The organism is Streptomyces sp. WM6378 (assembly GCF_001279695.1).
GTDB lineage: Bacteria > Actinomycetota > Actinomycetes > Streptomycetales > Streptomycetaceae > Streptomyces.
This window is the reverse complement of record NZ_LGDD01000223.1, coordinates 23,692-49,552: the sequence shown is the minus strand read 5'-3', so window position 1 is coordinate 49,552 and position 25,861 is coordinate 23,692. Positions and strand designations below refer to the sequence as shown.

Genomic DNA, 25,861 nt, shown 5'->3' with positions numbered 1-25,861 from the left:
CCTGGTGCTACTGGCGAAGTTCAGGGGGAAGGGGAGGCGACCACGTGCAGGCGGTAGCACCTCGCTCTGGGGGTGGCGGAGCCGGAGCCCGGCCACGAACACCCCTGCGGGTGCATCCCATGATACATGAATGACCCTTTAAAGTTGACACAAGCACCCTGATTGAGTAAATTAAAGAGTGAGACCCGGGCGTCGCCCCGAGTGCGCTTCGATCCTGGAGAGCCCTTGCCCAACCCCCTCCTGCTCCTCGACATCGACGGAGTCCTCAACCCCTTCCAGGCTGCGCCTCCGGGCCCGGCCGGCTACCACCTCCACCTCATGCGCCCCCAGTGCTGGATCGCTCAGCATCCCCACCTCCTATCGGAGGATGTCCCCGACTTGGAGGTGCGACTCCACCCCGAGCACGGCGCGGAACTCCTCGACCTGCCCTTCGAGCTCGCCTGGGCCACCACTTGGGAAGACGACGCGAACCGGCACATCAGCCCGGTCATCGGACTGCCCGCGTTGCCCGTCATCAACTGGACCAACCCCGATCACTTCCCGGCGGACGGCACCTATTTCAAGACGGCCGACGTCGTGAGCTACGCCGCCGGTCGCCCGTTCGCGTGGGTCGATGACCAGATACATCAGGCGGACCGCGACTACGTGAGCCGCAACCACCCCGGTCCCGCGCTGCTCTACGACGTCGACCCCGAAGTCGGCCTCACCCTCGACGACTTCGAGGCGCTCGCGCACTGGGCCGGAGAACTCGCCCTGCCCCGCTCCGCGTAGACCGCTCGCCGCCCGTTCCACCCGACGACGGGCGGCGAGGCCCTGAGGCCGCTCACCCGCGGTTGTTCACAAAGGGCACCAGCCCAGCAGCGGTGAACCCCAGCCCCCGGCCCCGACGGAACTCCTCCAGCCGCTCCTGGTCCGTGTATCGATTGGCCGGCATCCCCGGCGGCGTACGCACCCCGAGTTGGATCCCGTACAGGCACAGCACGAACCCGGTGGACACGGCGGCGGAGATCCATGCCGGATTGAGCGGGACCTCGATCCGCGAGAACACCTCCCCGTTGGGACTGCGAAGCTCCAACCGCTCGTCGGCGAGCCGGTGCAAAGACCAGCCAGGCGCGGAGCACAGTGCAGAGAGCCCCCGCCCGAACCGTCCCAGGCCCAACTTGATCGCGATCTCTACCTGTTGTTCCTGCGGGGGCTGGCCCGGCAGGCGCATCATCAGCGCCCGCTCCGGCTCAAACAGGGCCGCCGGCAGCTGCTCGGTTCCGCCAGGCTCGACCGTCACCGTTCCGGACGCGAGGTCGAAGCCACGGGCGACCTGGCCGAGTTGAAGCGCGGGGTCATCCCAGAGCGTCACCCGCCCGTGGTCGTCGACTGTTTCCGCCACCGCCGAGATGTGAGACATCAAGTCGGACCGGCCCACCGGGTGCCCGTCGACCTGGAACCGGCTGCGCCGCTGCTTCTTCTGCTTGAACCTGCCCACGAGGGCCTCCTGCTCGACTTGGGACGCCCCGCTCACCGCCAGGCGGCGCGGAGCGCATCACAACGCGGCTCTTCATCGCCGCGAATCGATGCTCGAACGAGGCCCCTGTGGACAGATTCCAGGCCCCGCGCCCTCGCAGCAGCGCCGGCCGACTCAGACGCTCAGCACCAAACCGGCGAGGCGAGCCGTCACGGAGGACGGCCTGCGGACGGACACGTGACCGTGGCACCGCACCGGAGTAGAACAGAGGTGAGAGGCAATGGAGTTGAGATGGACCTGGCACGCGAGGATGCCGAGAGCGACGGCGCGCTGAACGACGAGGAGCAAGAAGGTCTCGGTGGCATGCCGATCGACGATCCCGGCGACGGCGACGAGGAGTAGCGGCAGTGACTGCCGTTGCCTGGAAGGAGCTGGTCGACGAGGTCGCGACGGCCACCGAGCTGCCGGGCCCCTGGCGCAGCGCGTTCGAGGACGTCCCGCGGGGCCACTACGTGCCCGACGAGGTCTTCGTGCCGGAGCCGGGTACCCCGCGCGCCTACCGTACGGTGAACCGGAGCACCGAACCTGGGGCCTGGGAAGCCTTGGTCCACTCGAATGCCCAGGTCGTCACCCAACTTGCCCCGTCGCCGTTCGACGGAGGACCCTCACCGTCGTCGTCCTCCTCGGCCCCCGAAGCTGTCGCGCGTATGCTCGTCCTCCTCGACCCCGCCCCCGGAGCCCGCGTCCTGGACCTGGGCAGCGGCACTGGCTGGACAGCCGCCCTCCTGGCCCGCTTCGGGACCGTCGTGGTGACCATGGAATCCGACCCCGAACTGGCCGCGCAGGTCCGCGCACGCCTGATCGGCTCCGAGGCGACCGTCACCGCGCTGCACGGGAACGCGACGCTCGGATACCCGAATGCAGCACCGTATGACGCGGTGCACGTCGGCTTCTCCGTCCGGGACATCCCCGGCAGCTGGATTGCGCAAGTACGACCCGGAGGCCGACTCGTGATGCCCTTCGGCACCCTGTTCGCCAACACCGGGCTCCTGTGCCTGACCGTCCGCGAAGACGGTCAGGCTGCCGACGGCCGGTTCCGCGGCGGCGTGAGATTCATGTGGGAGCGCGGGCAACGGCCGCACTGGGCTCAGGCGGCTGCCGGCGAACCCGAGCGCATGGCCTCCCCAGTCGACCCGCGCACCGTGCTCGCCACGGGCGCCTCTCGCTGGGCGGTCGGTCTGCAAGTCCCCGCCGTCACCTGGGACCCCGTGCCAGCCGACGGGGACCGACTGTTGCGCCTGTGGTGCACCGACGGCTCCTGGGCCACCGTGACCGTGGACGCATGGAACAAGCCGGACGGCGTTACGCAGTGCGGACCACGGAACCTGTGGGACGAGGTATGCGCGGCGTGGTCCTGGTGGGACGGGCAGGGACGACCCGGCCGGAACCGCTTCGGCGTAACCGCCGGCCGCAGCGGCTCCTGCCGGGCTTGGCTCGACAGCCCGCAGTCCCCACTGCCCGGGGCTCTCGAACCCGCAACGCGCACTCGCCCAGCGGCGCCCCTGCTCTCCGACCGGCCCAACTCGACCACCAGGCAACGGTGATCCGACAGATCGCACATCAGCATCTCGAGCTGACGCTGACACGAGCGGTCTTCACGCGGGGACGCGCAGGACTGCCGCCCCCAGAATGATGTCGACTCGATAGCCGCCCACCTGCGCCAAATCGAGGGGCTCAGGCCGCAATGTCTGCTCCACCGTCTCCGACCAATCCTGGAATACCCGCTTCAGCACGTCCTGCTCGCGGCGCAGCCCCCGATGGTCGGCTCGACATCCAGCAGGGTCTCCACATGGCGCACCGGCATCTCCGCGCCACGCAGCAGGACCGCCCCCGATAGCAACAGATGTCGAGGACATGCCGGGCCGTACCGTTGCAGGGTCGGCCGAGACCATGGTCGATCGAAACGAGGGGGATTTCGTGCACATCGGTCCCAACGTGGAGTTGGCCCGCGACATCGTCGAACTGCTGCAGGCACTCAAACCCGATGACGCCAAGGGATTCCAGAACATCGCCGACCAGCTCCGACTCTGGCAGGTCGACCTTCACCTGCTTCAGGGCGGATACCCCGCCGGTGATCCGCCGCGCGTACGGATCGAGTACGGCCTCGCCCAGACCCTTCAGACCATGGAGAACGGGCCCCAGGAAGCCTGGTACGACCGGCAGAACATCACCTTCCACATCAACGTCCTGACTGCAGAAGCAGGCTCGCGCCCGAGCTCCCCGGAGGCGGAGAAGAAGCCGGACCTCCCAGCCATGCGACCCCATTCATACCCCTGGCAACGGGAGCCCGGGATGATGGCCGCCATCACCGGGGCCGACATCGCAGGACGCCTCTCCATGGACTCCGCCTGGATGGTGACGAGTTGGGATACGTATCAGCCCAACTCCGACCACCCCACGAGCTGTTCGGTGGCGCAGCGCTATTCGTGGACGGCTTCGACGGTACGTCCGATGCTCACGGAGCGGAGCAAGTGAGCGACACCGTTGGTGAGGCGGAGCTCGGCGAGGAGATCGAGCCGTCATACGTGGTGCGCCGGTCGCGCTGGCTGCTGGCAGGCTATTTCGCGGCCCAGGGCGAGATCACGGCGACCTGGGCTTCTCGCCTGCCCGCTGTGAAGGAGACGGTGGGGATCAGCCCTGGCAGGCTGTCCATCGCCCTCCTCGCGGCATCACTCGGGCTGATCGTGATGCTGAGTGTCAGCGGTCGGATAGCCGAGCGCCCCCGCGGCACGCCTCGTCTGCTGGTGGCCGCCATACTCACCCTCGGCGCCGCGCTGGTGCTGCTGGGCCAGGTCCGCTCCTTCGGCACTCTCGTCGCCGTCGCGGTGATCTTCGGCTGCGGCCAGGGGTTGCTCTTGGTGCCGCTGAACGCGGCCGGTGTCGAGTGCCAACGACGGCTCGGAAAGCCGGTCATGGGGAGCTTCCACGCGGCCTACTCGATAGGCGCGGTCGCCGCATCCGGGGTCGCAGCCGCCACCGCCGGGTTCTCCCACACGATCGTGTTCACTGTGGTCGGCGGCACCGTCATCATCGCGGCGCTCGTCACCATCCCCGCCACCTTGTCCCTCGCCGAAGCGGACGCACCGACCTCGGGCCCGGACCCGACAACCCGGCGCCCGGGCAGGGTGTTGCTGCTGGGAGCAATGGTCGCTGCAGGGCTCATCGCTGAGGGCACGGCGCTGGACTGGTCCTCGGTCCATGTCCGAGGTCTCGGCGTCTCCGCCACGACGGCGGCCGCCGCCTACTTCGCCTACGGCTCCGGCATGGCCGCGGGCAGGCTGATGGCCGACGCCTTCACGCAGTGCCTCGGCCCACGGAGGCTGCTCCGCGCGGGCGCCACGGTGGCTGCGGTCGGCCTCGGTGCGGGACTTGCCGCCACCAATACGCCCGTCGCAGCGTCTGCCGCACTGATCGGCTGGGGCGTCCTGGGCGTCGGGCTCTCCCCGATCGTGCCACTGCTCTACACCGCCGCAGCCGCTTCGTCCGGCCCCCGCGCCGTTGCAACGGTGAGCACGATCGGCAACGTCGGCCTACTGGCCGGCCCGGCTGCGGTGGGCGGCATCGCCACCGCCACCAGCTTGCCCCTGGCTCTCACGGTGCCGGTCGTTCTGACCGCTGCACTTGTCCTCGTCTCCCAAGCTGTTTGAGCTCACCACTGCCCGTTCGTCAACGGAACGCCCTGACCAACTGGCAGTCATCCGGAAACGGCACTGACACCTATGCGACAGCGTCAACCTGGCCAGCATCAAAACGGACACTCAACCACTCGGAAAATCACTGAGGCCCTTGCAAGATCCGTGCTGGTGTATGCCTCCCACGTTGGTGGCGTACCCGAAGCCGTGGGCTCAGCACAAGGCGAGAGGCCCGGCGCCTTCTTCCCCGGGGGCGACGAGGCGTGGGACACCGGCGCTGCCGAAATGGCTCGCCGACGAGGACATCCGAGCTCGCCTGAAAGCGGTCGGCCGAGCGGTGGCTGCGCGGCGCGCCGAACAGTTCCGGATCCGACGTGGGAAGCCGTAAGATCGCCGATCCCACGCGGTCAACGAATGCCGCGGATTATGGTATGCGCATGTCACGCACAGGTACCGCAGCACTCGTCGCCCTCCTGGGCATCGTCGCTCTCACCTCCTGCTCGTCGGACAACTCGGACAGTTCCGCACAGGAGTCGGACAAGCCCATCACCAAGCAGCTCGCCCAGGGCGAGATATCGCAGGCCCTTCCGGGCACCGGAGAGGTCATTTCGGGATGGGAGGCCTACGAGGGCAAGAGGGTGACATCGGAGGGCACGTCCTGCACAGCATCGGGCGCCACCGCCGCCCCCAAGGGGTGGGTCCGCGGCGGCTCCGCATGGTTCACCTACAACGGCTCCACGGACAACATGATGGATGTCGCCGTCTGCCTGTACGACTCGGCGGAGAACTCCAAGGCCGCGTACGGGGCGTGGAGGGGCAAGGAGTCGAGCAAGGAGCAGGACCTCAAGAAGAAAGTGGGGGAGGAGTCCGTACTCGTCGCCAACCCCGGACTGAGCAAAGACACCGTCTACGCGTTCAGCCGCTCGGGCAACGTCAACATCAGAGTGAAGGTCGACGGCACCGGCGGCGACAGCACCGGCGCCCAGGATGTTCTTGCCGCCACGCTCAAGCGGCTGCAGCAGGTGCAGGAGGGCGAGCGCCCCACAGCCACCGCCGCGGAGCAGGCCAAGAAGTAGCACCAGCATCACCGGCGGCCAAGAACCGGTGCGGCGGTCCGGCGGCCGCCCGCTGTCACGGAACTACAGACCCGGCAGCGGGTCCTGGCCGCGGCGTTCCACGGAGGATCCGGACGGCGGCTGGGCGGCCTGGGGAGGCGTCTCGACCGCCGAGGGAGCATCTGCGGCGGGATCGGTGCCCTCCTTTGCACAGGGGCACCGGCACCACCACACCGTTTTGGGAGGTGGGCCGCTCTGTGGAGGACTCGCCGTCACGTCGCTGCCGGCTCGGGAGCTCGGCATCGGACTGCAGGCCCTGCTCCGGGGAACTCCGCGAGCGCCACGGCCCCGGAGAGCCATCGCATACCCAGGACTACGCCGCAAAGCTGCGGCGCCTGATCATGGGCTTGCGGAAGTGGACACCAGCTCCGTAGGAGACGGCAATGCCTCCACTGGTGCCTCCACAGATGGAGGCATCGGGCGGTACGGTAGAGACATGCCGAAAATCTCCGTAGACCTCACACAGGAAGAACTGGACCGGGTGAACGAGCACGCCGCGAGACTTGGCCAGTCCACCCGGTCCTGGGCCAAGCAGCTGCTGATCAGCGACGCCGACAAGGCGCGCTTCCTCACTGCTGCCCGAACCGCTGTACCGGTCGCCCTGGAGGCCGTCAAGGACGCGCCCGAGGGCATGCGGTGAGCCCGATCGTCTACGTCGACCCTGGATGGCTCCTGGCCATCCAGGAGGAGGCCGCCCCCAGGAACATCGGGATCGCCGACTGGGGAGCCCTCCACTGGACCGGCACCGCGCACCGCTACGAACAAATCGCAGGCCAGCCCTATTACGAGGATGCCGTGTCGAGGGCGGCAACGTTCCTGCACCACGCCCTGGTCCTGAGGCCCTTCGAGGACTACAACCTCGTCGTCGGGTACGCGGCCGCTGATGCCTATCTCCAGATCTCCGGTCACGCCGTCGCGGCCAAGCCGGACGCCCTCTGGGCGCTCGCCGGAGCGGTCCGCGCCGGTGAAGAGGACCTTCGCGGGGTCGCGCGCTCACTCCGGTCTTGGACGACCTGACCTCGCGATTCGGCCGTCAGGCAGTGGCGACGGCGAGCCCGGCAAGGGGCGAGCGTTGCCCCTTCTGGAGAGTGCGGTGAGTGTCCCAACCGATCTCCGGGTGGGCAGCCGGCAGGCCGGCGTGCTCAGGTATGAGGCACGGCGCGCCCCATCTTCAACGGGGTTGGGGCCGGGGCGCCCTTGGCGGCTAGAGCTTGTGCTGGAAGCGGTAGTTCGTGACGACCGCCAGGGCAGCGTCACGCTGCGCCTCGGGCCCGGTCTTGCCGTCCTTGATGGACGAGTTGTAGGTCTTCGCCGCGCGGGCAATCGCGCCAAGGTTGCCTTCGAGCCGGGTCCTGACGGCCTCAAGGCTGTGCCCGTTGATGTTCTGTTCGGCGATGTTGTGGATCGCCGCGACCAGGATCTCCGCGACGACCTGCGCGGGGGCGAGACTTTCTACGTTCGTGATCACTGTGGAGCCTTTCGTTTGGCGTGACTGGGAGTTGGCGGGCAGCGCGCGGTGCTCTGGCCTGGCCGGGTGCCCACCTTCCGGGCTACGCCGGATCTCCTGCGGTGAGGCTCCGAAGGACCGGCAGGAACCCTGACCGGTCGAAGTTCTCGGGCAGGACGGCCGTGCTCTGCCCCGCGCTGATCGCCTTCGAGACGATCTCCGACAGCAGGTCCGGCCCGATCGGGAAGGATACTTCGGCGACGACGCCGGAACCCTGATCCGGGACGATGACGACCCAGTGCCCCTTCGCGATCACCCGCTGGACGAAGTCGAGGGGGCGCCAGAGGTCAGAGCCCGGCGGGCAGGTCAGGTCTTCCACGACCCCGTCCTCGTAGACCCGGTGAACGGTGATCCCAACAGGCAGCTTCTCCATCACACACTCCTCAGACATCCGGATGCGAGGATCGCCCCGCGCTGGCAAACTCAAATGTACCCAGAATGAGGTCGATAGTCAAATCAAAAGGGCCGTTTGGGGCCTGAGATGATCCTAATAGTTTGCTGAATGACGCCGACCTGAGTACATTGGAGTTGTGGCCGAACGCTCCATGCGCCGGCTCCCCCCGTCCCCATCACGAAGGAGTCCTCCTGCTGTACGCGGACGAGAACAGCGCCGATGAGTTGGAAGCCGTGCTCACTCAGCGCCTGGATGTCGATCTGGAGATGGCGCAGATGCACGCCGAGGCTGATGTCTGGCACGCGGTACGTGACCGCGGGTTTTGCAACCACGGCTCCGCCGTCGGCTACCTCAACCCGCCGGTGCACGAGCTGCAGAAGCGCCTCAAGCCCGGAGAACTGGCCTGCACCGCCGGATGCGAAACGATCTTTGCCAACGGCGAGGACTGGTACGTCCAACTGGATGACCCGATGCTCAACCCCGTTCCGCTGCCGCGCCGTTCCGGCATCGGTGGCGGCCGTGCGGCCTCCCGCTCCGGCGCCTGATCACGCCCCTCGTGCCGCCCGACGACGGCAAGTTCTACCGCTTCCCTGATCCTGATTGGAGACCTTGTGCCCGTCTACCTGGACAACCCCAACGACTACGGGTCCCGCGGGCCGGACGGTCAGGGGTGGAACCGGCTTTCGCTGAACGCCCATTTCGACACGCCTGCCCATTGCGGGCTTCGGCCGATCAGGTTCGCGTCGCTCTTCGAGGCCCGTACCGGCCGGCAGCGCTGGGGCGGCTACGAGCGCTGCGTCGGCGGGAAGCTCCCGAGCCTGCCCGCCGACGGCGGGTCGAGCGCGCCCCTGGTCCGGTGCGCGCACTGCCCGGTCTACCAGAACGCGCACGCGCATCCACCGCTGCCCAACTGGCCCGGCACGGCACCCCTGTTGCTCGGGCGGGTGAGGGACTGGCCGCGTACCCCCGGAAGGTGGATCGCGGATCCGGCCGCCGGACGCAGCAGCGTTCACCTGCACACCTGGCAGGGAGAGGACACCGGCGCCGCCGCCGACTGGCCGGACCTCGCCGTCGCCGCCGACATCTGCATGACCTGGCAGTTCCACGACCAGGATGGTGACGCCTTCTGGATCGTCCGGCTCAACTCCGGCGCCGAACAGGCCGTCGTGCACACGAAGAAGTACCAGGACCACACCCGGCACGTGCTGCACGCGCCCGACGGCCGGCGCCTGGCGAGGATCCGGTGCCACGGTGCGTGCGCGCACGAGGACTGGCACCTGCGCCACCTCACCGCCGACCTGGCCGACCTCGACGGCGCACTGCCCATCGACGGGCACTCTGCGGCGGACCTGCCCGAGAACCTGCCCGGGGTGCGGTTCTTCTCGCTAGCTCCCGTCGGGGGCACCGCAACGATCACCCACGCGGCCAGCCGCGCCTTCGGCGCCTCGACCATGACCATCAATGCCGAGGTCCCGACCTCGCCAGGTGTTACCGGGGCGCTGCTCGCATACATCGCACGCGTCGCCGCCTGGTAAGGATCGGCGGCCGCGGGCCGGTGGGCGTCGAATCACCTGGCGAGCGCCGGCGAGGCCCGGCGGCCAGCCGCCGGGCCTCGCGCTACATCGGGCGCCGGCGCACCGCGATGACGTCGACGTCGCGGACGGACCCGGTGCCGGGCAATGCGTTCGCTCCCGGGCCGTCCGTCAGGCCAAGTTCAGGCCGCGGTGGTCGTAGAAGCGGACGTGCACTTCACCGTCACCGTCCGTCCCGATCTGCTGCAGCTTCCCTAGCAGTTCGGACTGCGTACGCTCGCTCAAATCGACCTCGACCACGCTACCGCCGCCGAAGTACTGGAAGAACCCGCGTACGTCCGGCTCCCCATCCCAAGGGCTGATGCGGAAACCGTGGAAGCCATCGTCCTCATCGCCGGGGCTGCGGTAACTCTCCCGCTGGACCAGGGCCTCGCATATGGCGCGCACCTCACCGTGGGCGATGAACACCGCGGCACTCTTCACACGGGACCGGCCCTCGCGCGGGTTGAACTGGGATTCCCGCCGGGTGGAGGCGAACGACACCACCGCCCCGCCCACGATCGGCTCGATGCCGATGCTGTCGATTTGCTCCTCGTACTTCGCCACGATCTCCCCTTTCGCTGGCTTCTGATCCGCCACTCCGCGAGCGGCCCGTCCATGCTGGCAGAGAGCGCTGACACCGGAGTTCGGCACGTGCCGGCCCTTCCCGCTTGTGACCGGGCGACACAGTTGTCACCTGGGCGCGCCCCGTGCCCGTCATGCGGTATCGGCCGGGGCCGTTACCGCTCGGCGTGAACGGCTGCTTCCCGGGGCATCTGGAGCGGGCGCCGCGTACGGGACGGGGCGAACCACGGCTCGAAAACCGCCCGTTCGCCTGCGCTGCGGCCGCTGGACAGCTGCGGTTGCACGCGCTGAGTTCGTGCTCCGTGTACGACTTCGCCGACGAGGATCCGCGGCGTGGTGATCGCCTCGGGCGCGGCGCCCAGTGCCCGTGGGCCGGGCATGATCCGGCCTTCCAGCGGCGAAGCCGGATTGAGGACCTGGAGGATGCGTACGGCGAGATCCGCGGGCACCCAGTCCAGCTGCAGGTCGACTGTGGTTCCGGGGTTGTCCATGCGCGCTTTCACACGACACGTCGTCCGCTCCCCCTCCACCTGGTGAGCCACCGACCCGTACGACTGGAGCCGGTCGGGTCCGCCGCCGACAGCACCCGGCCCGAGAGCGGGCAGCGCGTGCTCAAGACGCGCATTGAGCCGGGTCCGGGCAGCGGTCTGCCGCTTCTCGAGCCGCTTGTGCAGCATCGCCTTGGGCCACACATTCAGGTACCCGGGCAGGAACCTGGTGACGATCCTGCGCGCGAGCCAGGCGGCCGGCTGGTCGAGTCCGACGCCGATCGTCGGAGCACGGTCGCCGTAGAACTCCCGCGGGTAGTGGCCGTCGACTGTCAGGCGGCGCCCGGCCGCTCCGGAGAGGTTGGGGGTGAGGCGGGCGACGTGGACGGCGAAACCGGCGGGGTGGTGCAGGGTGAACGACCCGTACACGTTGACCCCGGCCTCAGCCGTCCAGCCTCCGCCCTGGATGTCCTCGGCGTTGAGGACGTCGGCCACGGCCTGGCCGCGGGCGGCGAAGTCCTCGTGCGCCTCCTGCATCCGCTGCTCGATGACGTTGCTGTGCATGATCTCCAATCCATGGGCGGGGTACGGCGGAGGGTTTGGCCTCATCAAGCGGCTTCGACCGGCAGGTCTTCGCGAGGGCTGCCAGGGACCAGGGAGAGCAGCTCGCGCTCGCGGGCCCGATGGCGGCGCGCATTGCGCTCTTCGATGGCCAACTGCTGCGTGACCTCGCGCAGCGACCGCCGTGCGTCTGCCCGCATGGTCGGGACGTTGGCCTGCGCGGCCGCCAGGCGCAGCGCGGCAAGGTCCTTCCGGCGCAGGTAGTGCAGCGCTAGCGCGCGGACGACAGCTGCGGTGCGGCGCTCGGTGGCGTACGGCGCCGAGCCCCGGGACGGCACCTGGGCACCGATCGTGTCGGGGGCGGTGGGGGTGATGCCGGCGCTCGTGTCCTGGTCCCACTGGCCGCACAGGCGTACTCCGTTGACCACGGGCGCGTGAGCGCGCTCATGCTCGTAGTACGCGCCGCTGGCGTGCCCGTAGGCGACCCAGATGCCCTGCGGGATCGGCTCCGTCCGGTACCGGTTCGGTCCGACGGTGAACCGCCCGGATACCCGAGGGCCGGTAACCTCGTAGACGACGCTGCCCGCGACCTCGGCGTTCACCGCGACCTCGCGGACCGTGATCTGCCCGAGCGGCCCACGGCGGGGATCTTCGATCCGCAGCTGCACCGGCTCGGGATCCGGCCACTGCACGAGACGCGGGCGGCGGCGCAGAATGCCGGCCAGCGCACAGAGCCGCCGACGTACGGCCCGGGCCGCCTGCTCGAGCTCGACGACCTGAGCCTCCGCCGCGGTCGCGCGGTTGCCGTCGTGCTCGGCGTACTCCGCTGCCTTCTCGCGCGCCGCCGTCCTCATGAGGGCGCGCCGAACGGGCAGGCTGCGCCAGTGCGTGACGATGGCAAGGATCACGGCCTCGGTGCGGCGCTCCGTGCCGCGGGTGAGCTCATGGTGAATGCCGTTGCGCAGGCCCGCGGCGTAACGGCCCAGGAACCAGCCGGTCGGCAGGTCATCCGGGTACAGGTGCCCGGTCCAGCCATGGACCCGGACGCCGTGCACCACCGGCTCGTCGGGCCGGTGCTCGCGGTAGAAGTCGCCGAGCGGCTCCATGCCGTCACCGAACTGCACCGCGACGGTGGCCGGCAGAATCGGACCGTTCGCGATGTGTTCCGGCACGACCACGAAGGTCCCGTGCACATGTGGAGCACGCACGACGTAGCGGACGCGGCCGCGCTCCAGGATGGTGACCCGGGCTGAGGCGGAGCCGATGCCGGGCAGCGGCAGCTCAACGCGCTCGGTGAGATGTCGGACGGTCAAGGAACTCCTCTGCTGTACGGACGACTTCGGCTCGGGGCTGCGTCAGATCACTGCGGGCGATCGCCCCGTCTCAGGGCGCAGCGACCCCGTCCGATGACGGCAGGGCGGCGGTGGACGATGTTCAGGACACCTCCGGGGACTTGCGTGTCCGCCAGACCTCGAGTGCGGCCCAGGGCCGCGTGACGGCCAGGGCTGCGAAGAGGGCCCACTCGCGCACGCGGTTGCCGACCCAGCGTTTGTGGTTGTGCGGCAGGAGCAGGTCCTCCACCCACGTCCCGAAGCGTTCCCAGGGCCGGAGTCGTCCCGCGGCGTAGCCGAGAGCGAGCAGGCCGAGGACGGCGAGGACGGCGAAGGCGATCACGCTGCGCCCTTCGCGTACGAGTGCTCACGGATCAGTTCGCGGATCTTGCGCACCGACGGAGCGTCATGCCACTGCGGGCGGTCAGGCGTGCGAACAAGGCCGGCACGGGCCCGGCGGGCCGAGCCCGGTACACAGATCCAGGTCAACTCGAAGCGCCACTGGGCTCCGCGCGAGGGAGCGTCGGAGGGGAGGGCGTCCCGGCCGAGGACGACCTTCAGTAGCATCTCGTCCGTCCCCCGCGGCGTCCAGGCCCGCGCAGAGCGCCAGCCGTGGGCTTCGGCGTGCGCGAGCAGCGCCCGGACGGTCTTGGGCAGTTCCCACCCGTCCGGCGTGATCGCGGCCAGCTTTCGCTCCGCCTGGGCCAGCTCCATCTGAAGCCTCTGCGCGCTCGCCTTCCACTGATCGCGTTCGGACTGGGCGACGTCCGCATTCCACTCGGCGGTGCGCAGCTGCCGCATCAGCTCCAGCGGCGACAGGTCGCGGTACTTTGCGAACGCTCGCGTCTCGTCTGCGGTCTGCGGCCGGTCGTGGAACTCCACGCGATCGACGGTGCCGTCGGGGTGTATGACCCTCGACACTCCGGAGAGCGGGTACTGCGTGGCCACGGGCGGGCCTCCCTTACAGAGCAGCAGGAACAGCCGGGCAAACCCGTCGAGTGAGACGGCCGGCGATCTCCCTCGACCGTGAAGGCCGAGGAAGACGTCCAGCGGCGCGACGGATCGCACGGAGGGGACACAGCGGGGGGTGGCAGGAATCGAACCTGCGCTGCCGGTTTTGGAGACCGTCGCTCTGCCTCTGAGCTACACCCCCTGGGATTGGCGATCGCGCCCCGGAGGCCGGGGCCATCGCCTCTGGGCACCGGTGGGCGGCGCGACAGCGGACAAATAGGTGCTCCTGCAAGGACTCGAACCTTGATCTCCGGCTTCGTAGACCGGCGTCCTCTCCGTTGAACGACAGGAGCGGCGCGCATAATGCGCAACTTGCGTACCCTCGGTGAGATTTGAACCCACGACCTCCCGGTTTAGAGCCGGGCGAGATATCCACTACTCCACGAGGGCGTGTCCGGCATCGGCCGGGGACCAGATCAGGTTGCGTCCGTGAGGACACGTCCATCGCCTTCCCCGGCCGACGGCCGGTCCGTTTGCGGGACCTCCCCAGATGCTGCAAACGGATGCGTGTCAGCTAGGCCGGATCCGCGGGGAACTTCACCTCCCTGCTGACACGTCGTGAGCGGACGGGACTCGAACCCGCGACCACCCCAAACGGGGTCTCTGCCACTGAGCTACCGCTCCAGGGGAAGCGTCCTTCTCCCTTCAACCCGACCGAGGATCAGTCGGTCTGGTCCGATTGATGTGCTGGCGTGTGCCCTGCCGGAGCGCCGGTGGGTGGAGTGCGCCAACACGTCGTGACTCGTGGGGAGTTGGACCCTCGCCCCGAATGCCTTCAGGGCCAGCTCCTGTAGCTGCGAGCCTGCCGTACGGTGCGGATCGGCCGCGTCCGTGTGCCGTACGGCGACTGCGGGGTTGATCACCCCCGCTGACTCTTCTAATTTACGCCACACACCCCCCTGTGTCAAATTAAAAGGGTCGCCCTCCGCCGAAGACGGGGCCAGCTGCCGAGCGGCACCCGGCTAGCTCAGGTCGTACATGAACAACCAGCCGGGCTCGACCGGTTCGGCGTGTCCCACTGACACGGCGGCCCGGCGCACGACCTCGTCCCGCTCGGGCGACAGGGTGAAGTCGCGTACGGACTTGCAGCTGCCGGGCTCGAAGCCCACGACGGCGGCCCCGATCACCACCCGAGACGGTCCCCGGTCACCAGAGACGGTGAAGAGCTGCACGTCCTCGGCGTCACCGGCCGGGCTCTGAGCGCGACGCAGTTCCTCCAGGCGGTCGTAGACGTGTACCCAGTCCGCCCCGGGCAGCTCGACGCCGTACACGGCGAGGAAGGAGTGCTCCAGGCTCATCGCGGTTCCCCTGATCTCCCGGTTCCGCCGGGTACGGGGCTGCGGCTGATGCCGCCGCCAATGGGTTCGTCATCCTCGGCCTCGTCGCCGTCACTCATCACCGCGGTCTTCGCAGTCGGGGCAGTCGTCGTCGCAGCGCTCTTGGATGCCGAGGCTGTGGACGCGGCAGCGCATGCACGGCTCGCGGGTGAAGGTGACCTCGCCGTCGCCGTACGTCTCACCGTTGTAGTCGTCGACGGCGATGCCCTGCGGTTCACGGCAGTGGCCGCAGTTGACCTCTCCCGCGCGGTACAACATCAAGCCGTCCCGGCTGCGCGGCGGGCCTGCAGGTCACATACGACGGCGGCGATGTACTCGGGGTCGCTGGTGTCGGCGTCGACGAGCTCGGCGTGCACGCGGGCGACCATCTCGGCGATCTCCTCGACGTCTGCCTCGAAGTCGGACCTGTCCCATACGTCGTAGGCGCACCCGAGGAACCCCTGCGCGTACGCGTCGGCCGCGTTGCGGGCATGGCCGGTCCAGAAGTAGCGGGACCAGTCATCAGAGCGGATGCCGTTGATGTCGTACTCGTCGCCGGTGATCTTCACGCCCTTGAGCGCGTAGCCGCGCGTCCAGGCATCGGCGTCGGTCTCGCCGATGAAGTCGGAGGACACCCACATCACCGAGTACATGGGCCGCTTCCACGCCTTGTACTGGGCGTCGGTGGCGAGGTAGCGGTGACGGCCCTTGCGGGGGCTGCGGGCCTTGACGCCGACCTTGCCCCACTCGCGGGCGGACAGGTTGACCAGACGCCCACTGACCTCGAGTTCGAGGATGGCCATGTGGGCGGCGCGCCACTCCTCGGCGTTGGTGTCGTCGGCGATGGCGTGAGCGACGTCCTCGTACGGTACCGGCGCTTCCTGGGTGCTCATCCAAGCGTAGGCGGCGTCGGCGGGCTTCAGTTTGGGCATGGCGTGAGGTCCTAACGGTTCGTGGCGAACTGAGTGAATTTCGTCGCGGGGCGCCTGCCGCGGTCGCGTCGCGTGGGCGCCAGCCCAGGTCGCAGCCGGGACCTCGGCCTACTGGGGGCGGAGTTCCGGCGCCCTTGCGGCGCGCTGCTCCCTCATGGGCGCGGCAGCCGCCTGGTGGCCCGAGGGGAATCGCGTGGGGGCCGCTCTACTGGCTGAGCTACAGGCCTGCCAGGCAGGTCGGGTTGGCAGGCCTTCGCTGTCCGGTGCTGAGGAGGGCGCTCACCCTCATTGACCCTTTAAATTTTACCCACGTTGCTGTGGCATGTCAAATTAAAAGGGTCGCACAGGTGGTTTCATCCGTACTTACCCGCGCAGTTCTAACTGGTGAGACCTGTGGGTGGCTCGGACGTTGTTACCTAACGCCAGAGCCAGAGTGCGATGCCGGGACCTGGAAAACGAGGTCCCAGTGGTGCCGGAGTGACCGAACGGTATGACCGCGACTGAAAGACACCATGGTCACCGCGCGTGCGATCGGGACCAGGCCAAGGCCGAGCGTGCCGGCTTCGTCAACGCGTCGCCCAACTTGATCGACGGCCGCGTCCGGTTCGCCGCGTGCCCGCCATCTGTGGGCCGAGTTCCCCATGCCGCGGCTGGAAGGCGAATCGGAGCAGACCGTCACGGCGTTTGGTTCCCCGGCAATCACGGGCCGGGGTGATCGCGCCAGTGTGCGTGCGCGGCGAAGACACGTACCATCCGGCAGGAACTCCATGCACACACATCCGGAGGAGCATCAACATGTCGGAAAAGTCCACGCTCCAGTCGCAATACGCGGATCAGGTCCGCAACGACCTGGAGACTAATGTCGCGGAACGCGACCGCGTCTCGTCCCAGATCGACGACCTCCAGGCGCAGTTGAAGGTCTTGGAAGACAACCATGCGCTGCTCATCTCGATGCAGCACGCACTTGGTAACACAGCAACCCCAGTTGCCGAAACGCGGAAGACGCCCCGCGAGGATGCACCGGCCGGCGGGCAGGTTCCGCGGGCGCGCACCTCGGCCGAGCTCCCCAGCCCCGGGGCAAAGAAGCAGAAGCAGAGCACTACCAAGACCCGGGCACGAGGGAACGGTCCGACGCTGCGCGACTTGGTCGCCACGCACCTGGCCGAGCTTGAGAATCCGGCTTCGGCCGCCGAGATCACCACCAGCCTGGCCGCCGCCCATCCCGGCCGGAACATCGCCGCCACCGTGGTGCGCAGCACCCTCGAAAACCTCGTAGCAAAGCGGCAGGCCGAGCGCACCCGGCAACGCCGCTCAGTCTTCTACAGCCTGCCCACCACCGCTATCGGAGTGGCTGGGCGACCCCAAGACACAGCGTCCGGGGACGTGGCTACCACGGAGCCGAAAACCACGGCCTGATGGCTGAATGCCCCGACTTCTTCGGTGATGCCGAACGGCGGCGCTGGGAGACATGCTCCCTTCATACGGGCGAGGGGGGCCATGGGGGCGCAGGGTGAAGCAGGGCGGCTCCGCGTACGTGCGAATGATCACGGAGCCGCCGGGTGAACCGCTTCGGAGTTCACCCGGTGGTAAGGTCCCGAGCGCCAGAAGGCGCGTAAGGACACACATGCGCCCTGCTCCCGTGACATGAGCCCAGCGCACGTCAGCGCGCGCCTAGCCATCTCATGTTCGGGCGCCTGCGGTGTCCGAGGTGGCTCTACGATGCGGACGTGGCCTCCTACGCGAACGATCCGCGCTGCATCGCCCTGGCCGAGGCACTGGTGCCGCTGCTGCGCCGTGCCTGCCCCGAGAACGCGGGAGGCTACGGCGGCTCGCTTCAACTGAACCTGGACGACGAGGAAGCCGTTGCCATGGGAGGCGTGCAGCTGATCCGGGCCGCTATGAGACGCGCAGCCCGCTCGCTCAACTGGAAAGTGGAGACCGCAGGGTGGCCCGGCACACAGCATGGAACCATCGTGCTCGTCCATGACCGGCGTGAGGTTCCCGAACCGTACGCGAGGGTCGTGAACGACGACATGAACGACCGAGTGCGCGCCGCGCTGCACCGAGTCTGGGACGAACACGGCGAGCCGCCCGTGCAGCGACGCACCCCGACCCTGCAGACCCAAGAGTTCCGCGCCGCTGTCGCCGCCCTGACCAGCTGAACCGACGCAATCCACCACGAACTTCGTGGCCTGCTGAACTGGCGTCAACTGGACGGCACACTCGCCACGAAAGATCCCGAAACCCTAGTGCGCTCCGGACACACCCGTCGGCGGGCGCAACCTGCCATACGTGATGGACGACCTTGCGGGCCTCCGGCAGGGCGGTCAATGACTGCCTATGAGCAACTCGAATCACGAAATCCGTGATTGCGGTTCAGGTGCGGCGGCCAAGGGTCCGGACGGTCCATCCGGCTTCGCGCCAGGCGTCGGCGTTGAGGGTGCCGCGACCGTCGATGACCGTCGGGGTTGAGGCCCGGTGGGCGAGGTGGTGCGGGTCGATGTGCCCGAACTCGGACCACTCAGTCAGGTGCAGCAGAAGGTCAGCATCCTGGACTGCAGCGATCGGGTCCTCGGTGTAGTCGAGTTCGGGGTGGAGCTTGCGGGCGTTGTCGAGGGCCTTGGGATCGGTGACCGTGACGGTGGCGCCGAGTGCGTGGAGTTTCTGGGCGACGGCGAGGGCGGGTGAGTCGCGGATGTCGTCGGTGTTGGGCTTGAAGGCGGCGCCCCAGACGGTGATCCGCCTGCCGCCGAGATCACCGTCGAGCTGTTCGCGCGCGAGGGCGACGACGGCCTCGCGGCGGCGGGTGTTGACGGCGTCGGCCTCGCGGAGGATCCCGGTGGACTCTTCGGCCCCGAGCTTGGCGGCTTGGGCGATGAAGCCGCGGAGGTCCTTGGGCAGGCAGCCGCCGCCGTAGCCGAGGCCGGATCGCAGGTTGCGCCGTCCGATGCGGGCGTCGTGGCCGAGGATCTCGGCGAGCTGGTGTACGTCGGCGTCCGCCTTCTCGCAGATCTCGGCCATCGCGTTGATGAACGAGATCTTCGTGGCGAGGAAGGAGTTGGCTGCGCCCTTGGCGAGTTCGGCGGTCGCCCAGTCGGTGACGATCGTCGCGGTGCCCGCTTCGATGATCTTCTCGAAACACTGCCGCAGCATGGTCTCGGCCCAGGTGTGCTCGGCCTCGAAGCCGAGGACGAGCCGGTCGGGGCGGAGGGTGTCCTCGATGGCGAACGACTCGCGCAGGAACTCGGGGTTCCAGGCGACCTCGACCTGGTCGCCGGCCGGGGCGAACTCGTGCAGCAGGTCGCGGACGCGGGGTGCGGTGCCGACCGGGACGGTCGACTTGACCGCGACCACGGCCGGATCGGTGAGGCGGGGTGCGAGCTGGCGAACGGCGGAGTAGAGGTACGTGAGGTCGTAGGTGTCCGCGCCGGGGGTCTGCGGGGTGCCGACGCCGATGAAATGCAGGTCGGCGAAGTGAGCAGTCTCCGCGTAGGAGGCCGTGAACTTCAGGCGGCCACTCGCGGTGTGTTTGGCCAGCAGCTGGTCAAGGTCGCGTTCGAAGAACGGGGCCTTGCCGGAGTCGAGGGTGGCCACCTTGTCCATGTCGGAGTCCATGCCCAGGACTTCGTGGCCGAGTTCGGCCATGCAGGCCGCGTGGGTGGCGCCGAGGTAGCCGCAGCCGACGACGGTGAGCTTCATGACGAGGTGTCCTTCCAGGTGGGGCCGCCGCCCGGCGGCCCCATCCCGGGGACGGGTTCAGGCGGGCCGGGCGGCCAGGCAGCGGTGGATCCCGGTGCGGATGAACGGCGGGATCGTGAGGATGTCGAGGTGTTCGGGGGCGAAGAACTGGAGCTTGACGCCCTCGCTGAGCGGGAGGCTCGTCTCGTCGCCGTCCCAGTCGGCGGCGAAGAACGTGATCAGCTGGCCGGAGCCGTGGTCGTCGCGGATCTCGAACAGCTCGGTCAGATTCCGGACGGTGAGTCCGGCTTCCTCGTCGAGCTCGCGGACGATCGTCTCGGCAGTCTGTTCGCCGGGATCAGTGCCGCCCCCGAGCAGGCTCCAGTGGGCGGGCCAGGCAATGCCGTCGATGTCGTCCCGCAGGTGCATGAGGAGGTCGCCGCGCCGGTTGGTGATGATGGCGACCGCGCCGCGGGCGGTGGCCGGGCCCGTGGGGCGGGTGGTGTCGGAGTGCATCCGCCCACGGTAGTAAGCCAGTTGGGGATCATGCGGCAGCCCTCACCGTCTGGTCCTGAAACCAGGCGGCGGCCATGAGGGCCTGCATCCGGGTGCGGTCGAACCGGCCGCCCGGCTTGAGGCCGCCCATCAGCAGCGGCCGCAGCGCGGGCGGGGCCTCGGCCAGCGCGGTGCGGATCTGAGCGTCCGCCCAGCTTGCAAGCGGCCCGTTGAGCCAAGTGGGGACCGGAGAGGCGAAGCCGAGCTTGTCGCGGCTGGCCCAGACCTCGCGGGGCAGCCCGAGGGCTTTGGCGGCGTCCCGCAGGATCCGCTTGCCCGCCGCCGGGTCAGTGATCTTGTGGTCGACGGGGAGCCGGTAGGACAGCTCCACCAAGTTCCGGGCCAGGTAGGGGGACCGGCGTTCTAACGCGTAGGCGGAGGCGAGCTTGTCGCTCGTCATCACCAGCGGCCGCCAGGCTGTGGCCAGATCGGCCAGCGTCATGCCCCTGGCCAGGTCGCCACCGGCCCGCTGGATCGCGTCGGCGACCAGATCGCGGATGCGGTGGTCGGGGTCCGGGCCGCGCAGGATCAGCCGGGTGACCGCGTCCACCGGGTCCAGCTGTTGGCCGGCATCGTGTATGAGCTTGGTGGCCAGCGGCCGGTAGGCCTCCAGCCCGGCCTTCAGGACCGCGTCCGGGCCGAAGAGGACCAGGGCATGGCGGACGTAGCCCATCAGGAACTCGTCCGGGCCGAGCCCGCCGGCCACCACCTTGAGCCCGAGGTCGGAGATCTTCCGGTAGGCCATGTGCTCGGAGAAGGTCGATGCGTTGCCCATCGGGTAGTCCAGCGCGGCCATCATGTGCGGCAGGAGTTTGGTGAAGTCGATGTGGTCGGGCTCGACGACCACCAGTTCGGCCCCGATGTCGGCCGCGATGCGGGCGGCGGCCTGGGACTCGTCGAGGCGGTCCTGGCCGGGGTAGGAGACGGTGACGCAGACCGGGGGCCGCATGAGGTAGGCCAGGACCGCCGAGTCCAGGCCGCCGGACAGCAGCAGCGCGAAGTCGCAGCCCGGCGCCCGCAGTGGGATCTGCTCGGCCAACGCGACGGAGAACGCGGCTAGGGCCTGGCGGTAGTCGCCCGCGAACGGCAGCCGGTCCTCCAGGTGCCACCAGGTCGTCTGTTCCAGCGAGCCGGTCACCACGTCGAAGGACAACAGCGTCGCCGGGGCCAGCAGCTGGATGCCCTGGAACGGGGTGTCGACGCCGACCGGCGTCTCGATGGCCAGCATTTCCGGGCGGACGATCAGCGGCGCCGGGCCGTAGCCGGTCAGGGTGGTTACCTCGGAGGCGAACGCGAGCCGGCCGCCGTCCAGGCGCCAGTAGAGGGGCTTCTCCCCGAGCCGGTCGCGGGCCAGGAACAGCCTGCGGACGCGCAGGTCATAGACAGCGAGGGCGAACATGCCGTCGAGCCCGTCCAGGCAGGACGGACCGAGCTTCGCCCATGCCTTCAGGACCAAGTGGGCGTCGGTCTCCTTCTCACCCAGCTCGATGCCCCAAGCCTTCGCCTGGGCCCGCCAGTTGTAGATCTCGCCGGTGAAGGCCAGCAACACCCCGCTCTCGCGGTCGAGGTAGGGGCCCGGGTGGGCGAGCGGGTCGACGATCAGCAGGGTGTTCATGGACAGCACCGCCCGCCCGTCCTGGCTCGCGGTGTGCTTGGTGCCGTCCGGTCCCCGGTAGTGCTGGGCGACGCCCATCGCCCGGACAGTGGCCTGGTGCCACTGCGCGTCCGGTCCGGCCAGTCCTGCGATTCCGCACATCTGGTTCACCCCCGAGAGTGAGTGGTGCCCTGTCGGCGGCCACCGCCGGAAGGAGCTGCTTCCTGTTCCGGCGGTGGCCTGGGCCCTCATCACACCGGCCGGGGACACGACCGGGGAGGGCTCGCAGGGGGGCTCACAACTCGCAGACGCGGTTCGCGGCCGGTCGGGGAGGAATACCCTCGGTGACCCAACACGCGGAACGCGTACGACTCTTCGTGCACCAGCGGCGTTCGCGTACGACTGAACGTCCCCAGCCGTTCGCGTACCACTTCTGGGCCCAGGCGAGTGCGTGCGCAACGCTTCAGTAACTGGTCAGGGGGACGTCGTGGCATCGACCGTCCGCCGGTCCCGTCCGCCCAACGCGGACCTGGCCCGGCTCATCGAAGCCTGCGGTGCGAGCCACAAGTCCTTGGCTCACCGCGTCAACCAGCTCGCCCACCAGGCCGGGGTAGAGACCGACTATTCACACACGTCCGTGGCGAACTGGTGCCGGCGCGGCATGACGCCGAAGCCGCCGGTGCCCCGGCTGCTGGCCCAGGCGATCTCGGAGCGGCTGGGGCGGCCCGTCCACCTCGCCGAAATCGGTATGGGCGAGGCGGAGACAATCGACGCGTCGGTGGGGTTGGATTTCCCGCGAGATCCCGCCGACGCCGTGCGCGTCGCCACCACGTTCTGGAGCTCCGTGAACCGCCGCGACTTCCTCAACCAGGCCGGGTCCGGCTTCGCCGTGTCCGCGTTCGCCGTCCCGGTCACCCGCTGGCTGGTCCACCCCGCCGACGACACCGCCAACCACCAGGGCGGCGGGCAGGTCGGCCGGGCCGACCTGGACGAACTGCGCGAGGCCGCCGACCACGCCCGGCACTGGGACTCGAAATACGGCGGCGGGAACTGGAAGGCGAACTCCGTCACCGACTGCCTCGAACACCGGGCCGCCCCCCTGCTGGAAGGCACCTTCTCCGACACCGTCGGCCGGGAACTGTTCTCCGTGACCGCCGAGTTGTCCCGGCTCGCCGGCTGGACCGCCTTCGACGTCGGCCAGCACGACGCCGCCCAACGCCACTTCATCCAGGCCCTCCGCCTGGCCCGCGCGGGCGGCGACGTTCAGCTCGGCTGCTACGTCCTGACCACGATGGCCATGCAGTCCCTGATGCGGGGCTTCGCCTCCGAAGCCGTCGACATGGCCCAAGGCGCCTTCGAACGGGCCAAGGGCCAGGCCGCACCGAGGGTGCTGGCGTTCACCAAACTGATCGAGGCCCGCGCTCACGCCCGCGAGAACAACGCCCGCGCCGCCTCGCGGGCCTTGGCGGCCTCCGAGGACCTGCTGGGCCAGGCCAGGACCGAGAGCGGCTACGAGCCCGGCTGGATCGACTTCTATCACCACGCCCGCCTCTCCGCGGACGCCACCGAGGTCTTCCGCGACCTGAAGAACCCCAAAGCCTCCCTGGCCTGGAACAAACAGGCCACCGCCATGCCGACCGGGGTGTTCACCCGCTCCGTCGGCATGCGGCTCGCCATCGTGGGAACCGCCCACCTCCAGGCCCGCGACCTCGACCACGGCCTCGAACTCGGCCACCGCTCCGTCGACATCCTCGCCTGCGTCCAGTCCACCCGAGCCCTGGACTACGTCCGCGAGTTCAACACGGCCCTGGCCCCCTGGCGGCGCGAAGCGGCCGTCCGCGAGTTCATCCACCGCACCCGCCAAGAACTCGGCGTCACCGCCTGAGCCTCAACCGGCAGGTGGCTGGGGCTGCGTGGGCAGAAGGCGAACAAGGGGCCCGAGGGCGCGGTCGGCCGGGACATCGGCGACGCCGTCGACCGGCCCTGGACACCGGTCCTCGCCGTCCCGTAGAGGGCACCCAGACCGCCGTGGTCCGGGGCGGCCCGAGCCGGCGTCACTTGAACGAGTGAAAACCGCATGTCGCGATTGACGTCCGGTGCGGACGGCCTGATCCGATCCACAAGGCGCCGAACAACCCCGTTGCCCCGCCGCCCGGCTCGGCTCCCTGATAGGGCCGTGAGCACTTCCGTATCCTCGCCGCCCGTCACCGCAACGAGCCAGCCGCCCGTGATGCGCCTGGCCTCCGACCGGCACTTCGAGGCGAGCGTCAACCTGTCCACCTGGGCCATAGCGCGCCGTCTGCCCCGCACGCTCAACGAGGCAGCCCGCCTCGGATGGCGAACCGACCGCCCTGCCGTCCTGACCCTGCTGACCTGCCAGATCGGCGCCGCGGCGCTCACCGCGACAGGGCTCGCGGCCACCACCCGCGTGCTGGCCGCAGTGTTCACCGGAGACATCGCCGCCAGTCTGCACGCCAACCTGACCGCCGTGATCGTCCTCGCGCTCGCGGCCGGTGGCCGCTACGTGCTGGATGCCGCCGCCCGCGCGGCCGCCGCCCGGCTCGCGCCGAAGGCCGTCCGCGAGGCCGACCTCGAAGTCATCACCGCCGCCACCGCCGCCGAACTCGTCGCCTACGAAGACCCGGCCTTCGAAGACGCCCACGCCGCCGCCTCCGACGGCGCGGACAAGACCGGCGACCTCATCCTCGACGCCCAGCTCCTCACCTCCGCAGCCGCCCAGATGGCCGCCGCCGCGACCGTCGTCACCATCCTGAATCCCGTGATGCTCCCGCTGCTGGTCCTCTCCGTCATCCCGTGCGCCTGGGGCGCGGTACGAGGGGCGCGCATCGAACACGCCGCCCACCACCGCAACCTGGCGGACTCCCGACTCCGCAACGTGTTCCGCTCCTACACCACCGAGCGGAACACCGCCGACGAGGTCCGCGCGGGCACCATGGCCGACTTCCTGATCCGCCAGTACCGCATCGTCTCCAGCCGCCTGGAGGCCGAACAGCTCAAGGCCACCCATAAGGCACTGGTGGTACAGGGCATCGGCGACGCGCTCACCGCCGTGGGCACCGCCACCACCTGGGGCATGCTCGTGCTCCTGGTGGCCACCGGACGTATGGAGTTGGCCGGGGCGGGGACCGCCGCACTGGCGGTGCGGACCTCCGGGACGGCCCTGACCACCACGGTGCGGGCCGGGGCCCGGCTCTTCCGCACCTCGCTGTCCCTGGACGACTGGGCCCGCTTCCTCGCAGTGGCCAAGCCCTGGACAGCCCACCGAGGTTCGGCCCAGATCACCGACGACGGACCGCAGGTGATCACCGCCCGCGATGTCTCCTTCACCTACCCCGGAGCCGACCGGCCCGCGCTCGACGGCATCAGCCTGGATCTCAAGCGCGGCGAGGTCATCGCCCTGGTGGGCGAGAACGGCGCCGGCAAGAGCACCCTGGCCCGGGTACTGACCGGCCTCTTCCTCCCCACGACAGGGTCAGTGAGCTGGGACGGCCTGGACCTGACCGACGCCGACCCGGCAGGAGTGCTGTCCAAGGTGGCACTGGTGCCACAGGACTACACCCGCTGGCCCCTGGCTGCCCGCGAAAACATCACCCTTGGCCAGCCCAGGCCCGACGGCGACATCGCTGTCCACGCAGCCGCCGAGGCATCCGGCGCCGACACCGTCATCGCCGGCCTGCCTCATGGACTCGACACATCGCTGGCCCGCTCCTGGTGGGGCGGACACGATCTGTCCGGCGGACAGTGGCAACGCATCGCCGTCGCCCGAGCGTTTCACCGCGACGCCCCGGTGCTGGTGATGGACGAGCCGACCGCCGCGCTCGACGCCCGCGCCGAACACCGGATCTACACCCGGCTCAAGACGCTCGCCGCAGGGCGGGCAACCGTATTCATCACACACAGGCTGGCCAACACCCGTCTCGCCGACCGAATCATCGTCCTCGATCAGGGCCGCGTCGCCGAGACGGGGACGTACGACGACCTCGTCAGCCGCGGAGCAACATCGATCTTCTTCGAGATGCTCAAGCTGCAGGAAGACCGAGCATGACCTGGC

The 25,861-nt window shown here is 69.2% G+C and carries 27 protein-coding genes and 2 tRNA genes; 13 read left to right on the top strand and 16 right to left on the bottom strand.

Annotated features, from left to right (window positions below; genetic code table 11):
- Positions 1-225: 225 nt before the first annotated feature.
- Entirely contained in the window at positions 226-771 is a 546-nt protein-coding gene (locus ADK54_RS18050) for an HAD domain-containing protein (protein ID WP_053726665.1), read from the top strand.
- Positions 772-823: 52 nt separating this feature from the next.
- On the opposite strand, the gene ADK54_RS18045 is transcribed toward ADK54_RS18050, so the two are convergent.
- Positions 824-1,480: a hypothetical protein gene (locus ADK54_RS18045; RefSeq protein ID WP_053726717.1), complete on the bottom strand. Its 657-nt coding sequence runs from the start codon at positions 1,478-1,480 to the stop codon at positions 824-826.
- A 386-nt stretch (positions 1,481-1,866) separates the two neighbouring features.
- Here ADK54_RS18045 and ADK54_RS18040 point away from each other — a divergent pair, with 386 nt between their 5' ends.
- The 6 genes from ADK54_RS18040 (at position 1,867) to ADK54_RS18015 (ending at position 7,283) form a co-directional block, all read left to right on the top strand.
- Entirely contained in the window at positions 1,867-3,063 is a 1,197-nt protein-coding gene (locus ADK54_RS18040) for a methyltransferase domain-containing protein (protein ID WP_107090556.1), read from the top strand.
- Between the two features lie 373 nt (positions 3,064-3,436).
- Positions 3,437-3,994 carry a hypothetical protein gene (locus tag ADK54_RS18035; protein ID WP_053726664.1) on the top strand — a complete coding sequence of 186 codons (558 nt, stop codon included), beginning with the start codon at positions 3,437-3,439 and terminating at the stop codon, positions 3,992-3,994.
- Entirely contained in the window at positions 3,991-5,166 is a 1,176-nt protein-coding gene (locus tag ADK54_RS18030; protein WP_078966454.1) for an MFS transporter, read from the top strand. The genes ADK54_RS18035 and ADK54_RS18030 overlap by 4 nt, the downstream gene beginning before the upstream one ends.
- Before the next feature lie 422 nt (positions 5,167-5,588).
- On the top strand, positions 5,589-6,227 hold the full coding sequence (locus tag ADK54_RS18025; RefSeq protein WP_063802000.1) for a hypothetical protein: 639 nt from the start codon (positions 5,589-5,591) through the stop codon (positions 6,225-6,227).
- Between the two features lie 475 nt (positions 6,228-6,702).
- Positions 6,703-6,906 (top strand): ribbon-helix-helix protein, CopG family, encoded by a 204-nt coding sequence (locus ADK54_RS18020; RefSeq protein WP_053726662.1) that lies wholly within the window; start codon positions 6,703-6,705, stop codon positions 6,904-6,906.
- Positions 6,903-7,283 carry a hypothetical protein gene (locus ADK54_RS18015; RefSeq protein WP_053726661.1) on the top strand — a complete coding sequence of 127 codons (381 nt, stop codon included), beginning with the start codon at positions 6,903-6,905 and terminating at the stop codon, positions 7,281-7,283. Before ADK54_RS18020 ends, ADK54_RS18015 begins: the two co-directional genes overlap by 4 nt.
- 187 nt (positions 7,284-7,470) lie before the next feature.
- Here the strand turns inward: ADK54_RS18015 and ADK54_RS18010 are convergent, their stop codons facing one another.
- Both ADK54_RS18010 and ADK54_RS18005 read right to left on the bottom strand, forming a co-directional pair.
- Entirely contained in the window at positions 7,471-7,734 is a 264-nt protein-coding gene (locus ADK54_RS18010) for a hypothetical protein (protein ID WP_053726660.1), read from the bottom strand.
- Positions 7,735-7,816: 82 nt separating this feature from the next.
- Positions 7,817-8,146 carry a hypothetical protein gene (locus ADK54_RS18005; RefSeq protein ID WP_053726659.1) on the bottom strand — a complete coding sequence of 110 codons (330 nt, stop codon included), beginning with the start codon at positions 8,144-8,146 and terminating at the stop codon, positions 7,817-7,819.
- A gap of 122 nt (positions 8,147-8,268) precedes the next feature.
- On the opposite strand from ADK54_RS18005, the gene ADK54_RS18000 reads away from it, so the two are divergent.
- Both ADK54_RS18000 and ADK54_RS46070 read left to right on the top strand, forming a co-directional pair.
- Complete coding sequence (locus tag ADK54_RS18000) at positions 8,269-8,712, top strand: hypothetical protein (RefSeq protein ID WP_234392120.1); 444 nt, start codon at positions 8,269-8,271, stop codon at positions 8,710-8,712.
- 66 nt (positions 8,713-8,778) lie between these two features.
- Positions 8,779-9,702: a hypothetical protein gene (locus tag ADK54_RS46070; RefSeq protein WP_053726658.1), complete on the top strand. Its 924-nt coding sequence runs from the start codon at positions 8,779-8,781 to the stop codon at positions 9,700-9,702.
- A 168-nt stretch (positions 9,703-9,870) separates the two neighbouring features.
- Here ADK54_RS46070 and ADK54_RS17990 read toward each other — a convergent pair whose 3' ends face one another.
- The 10 genes from ADK54_RS17990 to ADK54_RS17935 all read right to left on the bottom strand — a co-directional run bounded on the left by ADK54_RS17990 (position 9,871) and on the right by ADK54_RS17935 (position 15,962).
- Entirely contained in the window at positions 9,871-10,305 is a 435-nt protein-coding gene (locus ADK54_RS17990; RefSeq protein WP_159047823.1) for a hypothetical protein, read from the bottom strand.
- A gap of 173 nt (positions 10,306-10,478) precedes the next feature.
- Entirely contained in the window at positions 10,479-11,375 is an 897-nt protein-coding gene (locus ADK54_RS17985) for a hypothetical protein (RefSeq protein ID WP_159047822.1), read from the bottom strand.
- Positions 11,376-11,419: 44 nt separating this feature from the next.
- Positions 11,420-12,685, bottom strand: coding sequence for a hypothetical protein (locus ADK54_RS17980; RefSeq protein WP_053726655.1), 1,266 nt, complete (start codon positions 12,683-12,685; stop codon positions 11,420-11,422).
- 121 nt (positions 12,686-12,806) lie between these two features.
- Positions 12,807-13,046, bottom strand: coding sequence for a hypothetical protein (locus ADK54_RS17975; RefSeq protein WP_053726654.1), 240 nt, complete (start codon positions 13,044-13,046; stop codon positions 12,807-12,809).
- Positions 13,043-13,651, bottom strand: coding sequence for a hypothetical protein (locus ADK54_RS17970; RefSeq protein ID WP_053726653.1), 609 nt, complete (start codon positions 13,649-13,651; stop codon positions 13,043-13,045). Before ADK54_RS17970 ends, ADK54_RS17975 begins: the two co-directional genes overlap by 4 nt.
- Positions 13,652-13,785: 134 nt before the next feature.
- Positions 13,786-13,856, bottom strand: a tRNA-Trp gene (locus tag ADK54_RS17965).
- Positions 13,857-13,935: 79 nt separating this feature from the next.
- Positions 13,936-14,007: transfer RNA gene (locus ADK54_RS17960), tRNA-Arg, on the bottom strand.
- 669 nt (positions 14,008-14,676) lie between these two features.
- Positions 14,677-15,012 carry a hypothetical protein gene (locus tag ADK54_RS17945; RefSeq protein ID WP_053726652.1) on the bottom strand — a complete coding sequence of 112 codons (336 nt, stop codon included), beginning with the start codon at positions 15,010-15,012 and terminating at the stop codon, positions 14,677-14,679.
- Between the two features lie 90 nt (positions 15,013-15,102).
- On the bottom strand, positions 15,103-15,309 hold the full coding sequence (locus ADK54_RS17940) for a hypothetical protein (RefSeq protein ID WP_053726651.1): 207 nt from the start codon (positions 15,307-15,309) through the stop codon (positions 15,103-15,105).
- Positions 15,309-15,962, bottom strand: a complete 654-nt coding sequence (locus ADK54_RS17935; RefSeq protein ID WP_053726650.1) for a hypothetical protein — start codon at positions 15,960-15,962, stop codon at positions 15,309-15,311. Before ADK54_RS17935 ends, ADK54_RS17940 begins: the two co-directional genes overlap by 1 nt.
- Before the next feature lie 795 nt (positions 15,963-16,757).
- On the opposite strand from ADK54_RS17935, the gene ADK54_RS17930 reads away from it, so the two are divergent.
- Both ADK54_RS17930 and ADK54_RS17925 read left to right on the top strand, forming a co-directional pair.
- On the top strand, positions 16,758-17,378 hold the full coding sequence (locus ADK54_RS17930; protein ID WP_053726649.1) for a hypothetical protein: 621 nt from the start codon (positions 16,758-16,760) through the stop codon (positions 17,376-17,378).
- A gap of 311 nt (positions 17,379-17,689) precedes the next feature.
- Positions 17,690-18,124, top strand: coding sequence for a hypothetical protein (locus tag ADK54_RS17925; protein ID WP_063801999.1), 435 nt, complete (start codon positions 17,690-17,692; stop codon positions 18,122-18,124).
- 214 nt (positions 18,125-18,338) lie between these two features.
- Here ADK54_RS17925 and ADK54_RS17920 read toward each other — a convergent pair whose 3' ends face one another.
- The 3 genes from ADK54_RS17920 to ADK54_RS17910 are packed head-to-tail and all read right to left on the bottom strand — an operon-like array spanning position 18,339 to position 21,951.
- A complete protein-coding gene (locus tag ADK54_RS17920) occupies positions 18,339-19,661 on the bottom strand; it encodes a UDP-glucose dehydrogenase family protein (protein WP_053726648.1) in 1,323 nt (440 codons plus the stop codon).
- A 57-nt stretch (positions 19,662-19,718) separates the two neighbouring features.
- Positions 19,719-20,156, bottom strand: coding sequence for an NUDIX domain-containing protein (locus tag ADK54_RS17915; RefSeq protein WP_053726647.1), 438 nt, complete (start codon positions 20,154-20,156; stop codon positions 19,719-19,721).
- Between the two features lie 28 nt (positions 20,157-20,184).
- Positions 20,185-21,951 carry an asparagine synthetase B family protein gene (locus ADK54_RS17910; RefSeq protein WP_053726646.1) on the bottom strand — a complete coding sequence of 589 codons (1,767 nt, stop codon included), beginning with the start codon at positions 21,949-21,951 and terminating at the stop codon, positions 20,185-20,187.
- Between the two features lie 325 nt (positions 21,952-22,276).
- Here ADK54_RS17910 and ADK54_RS17905 point away from each other — a divergent pair, with 325 nt between their 5' ends.
- Together ADK54_RS17905 and ADK54_RS17900 are read left to right on the top strand one after the other, a co-directional pair.
- Positions 22,277-23,674, top strand: coding sequence for a sporulation protein (locus tag ADK54_RS17905; RefSeq protein WP_107090555.1), 1,398 nt, complete (start codon positions 22,277-22,279; stop codon positions 23,672-23,674).
- Positions 23,675-23,965: 291 nt separating this feature from the next.
- Positions 23,966-25,855 carry an ABC transporter ATP-binding protein gene (locus tag ADK54_RS17900; protein WP_053726645.1) on the top strand — a complete coding sequence of 630 codons (1,890 nt, stop codon included), beginning with the start codon at positions 23,966-23,968 and terminating at the stop codon, positions 25,853-25,855.
- The last annotated feature ends 6 nt before the right edge of the window (positions 25,856-25,861 follow it).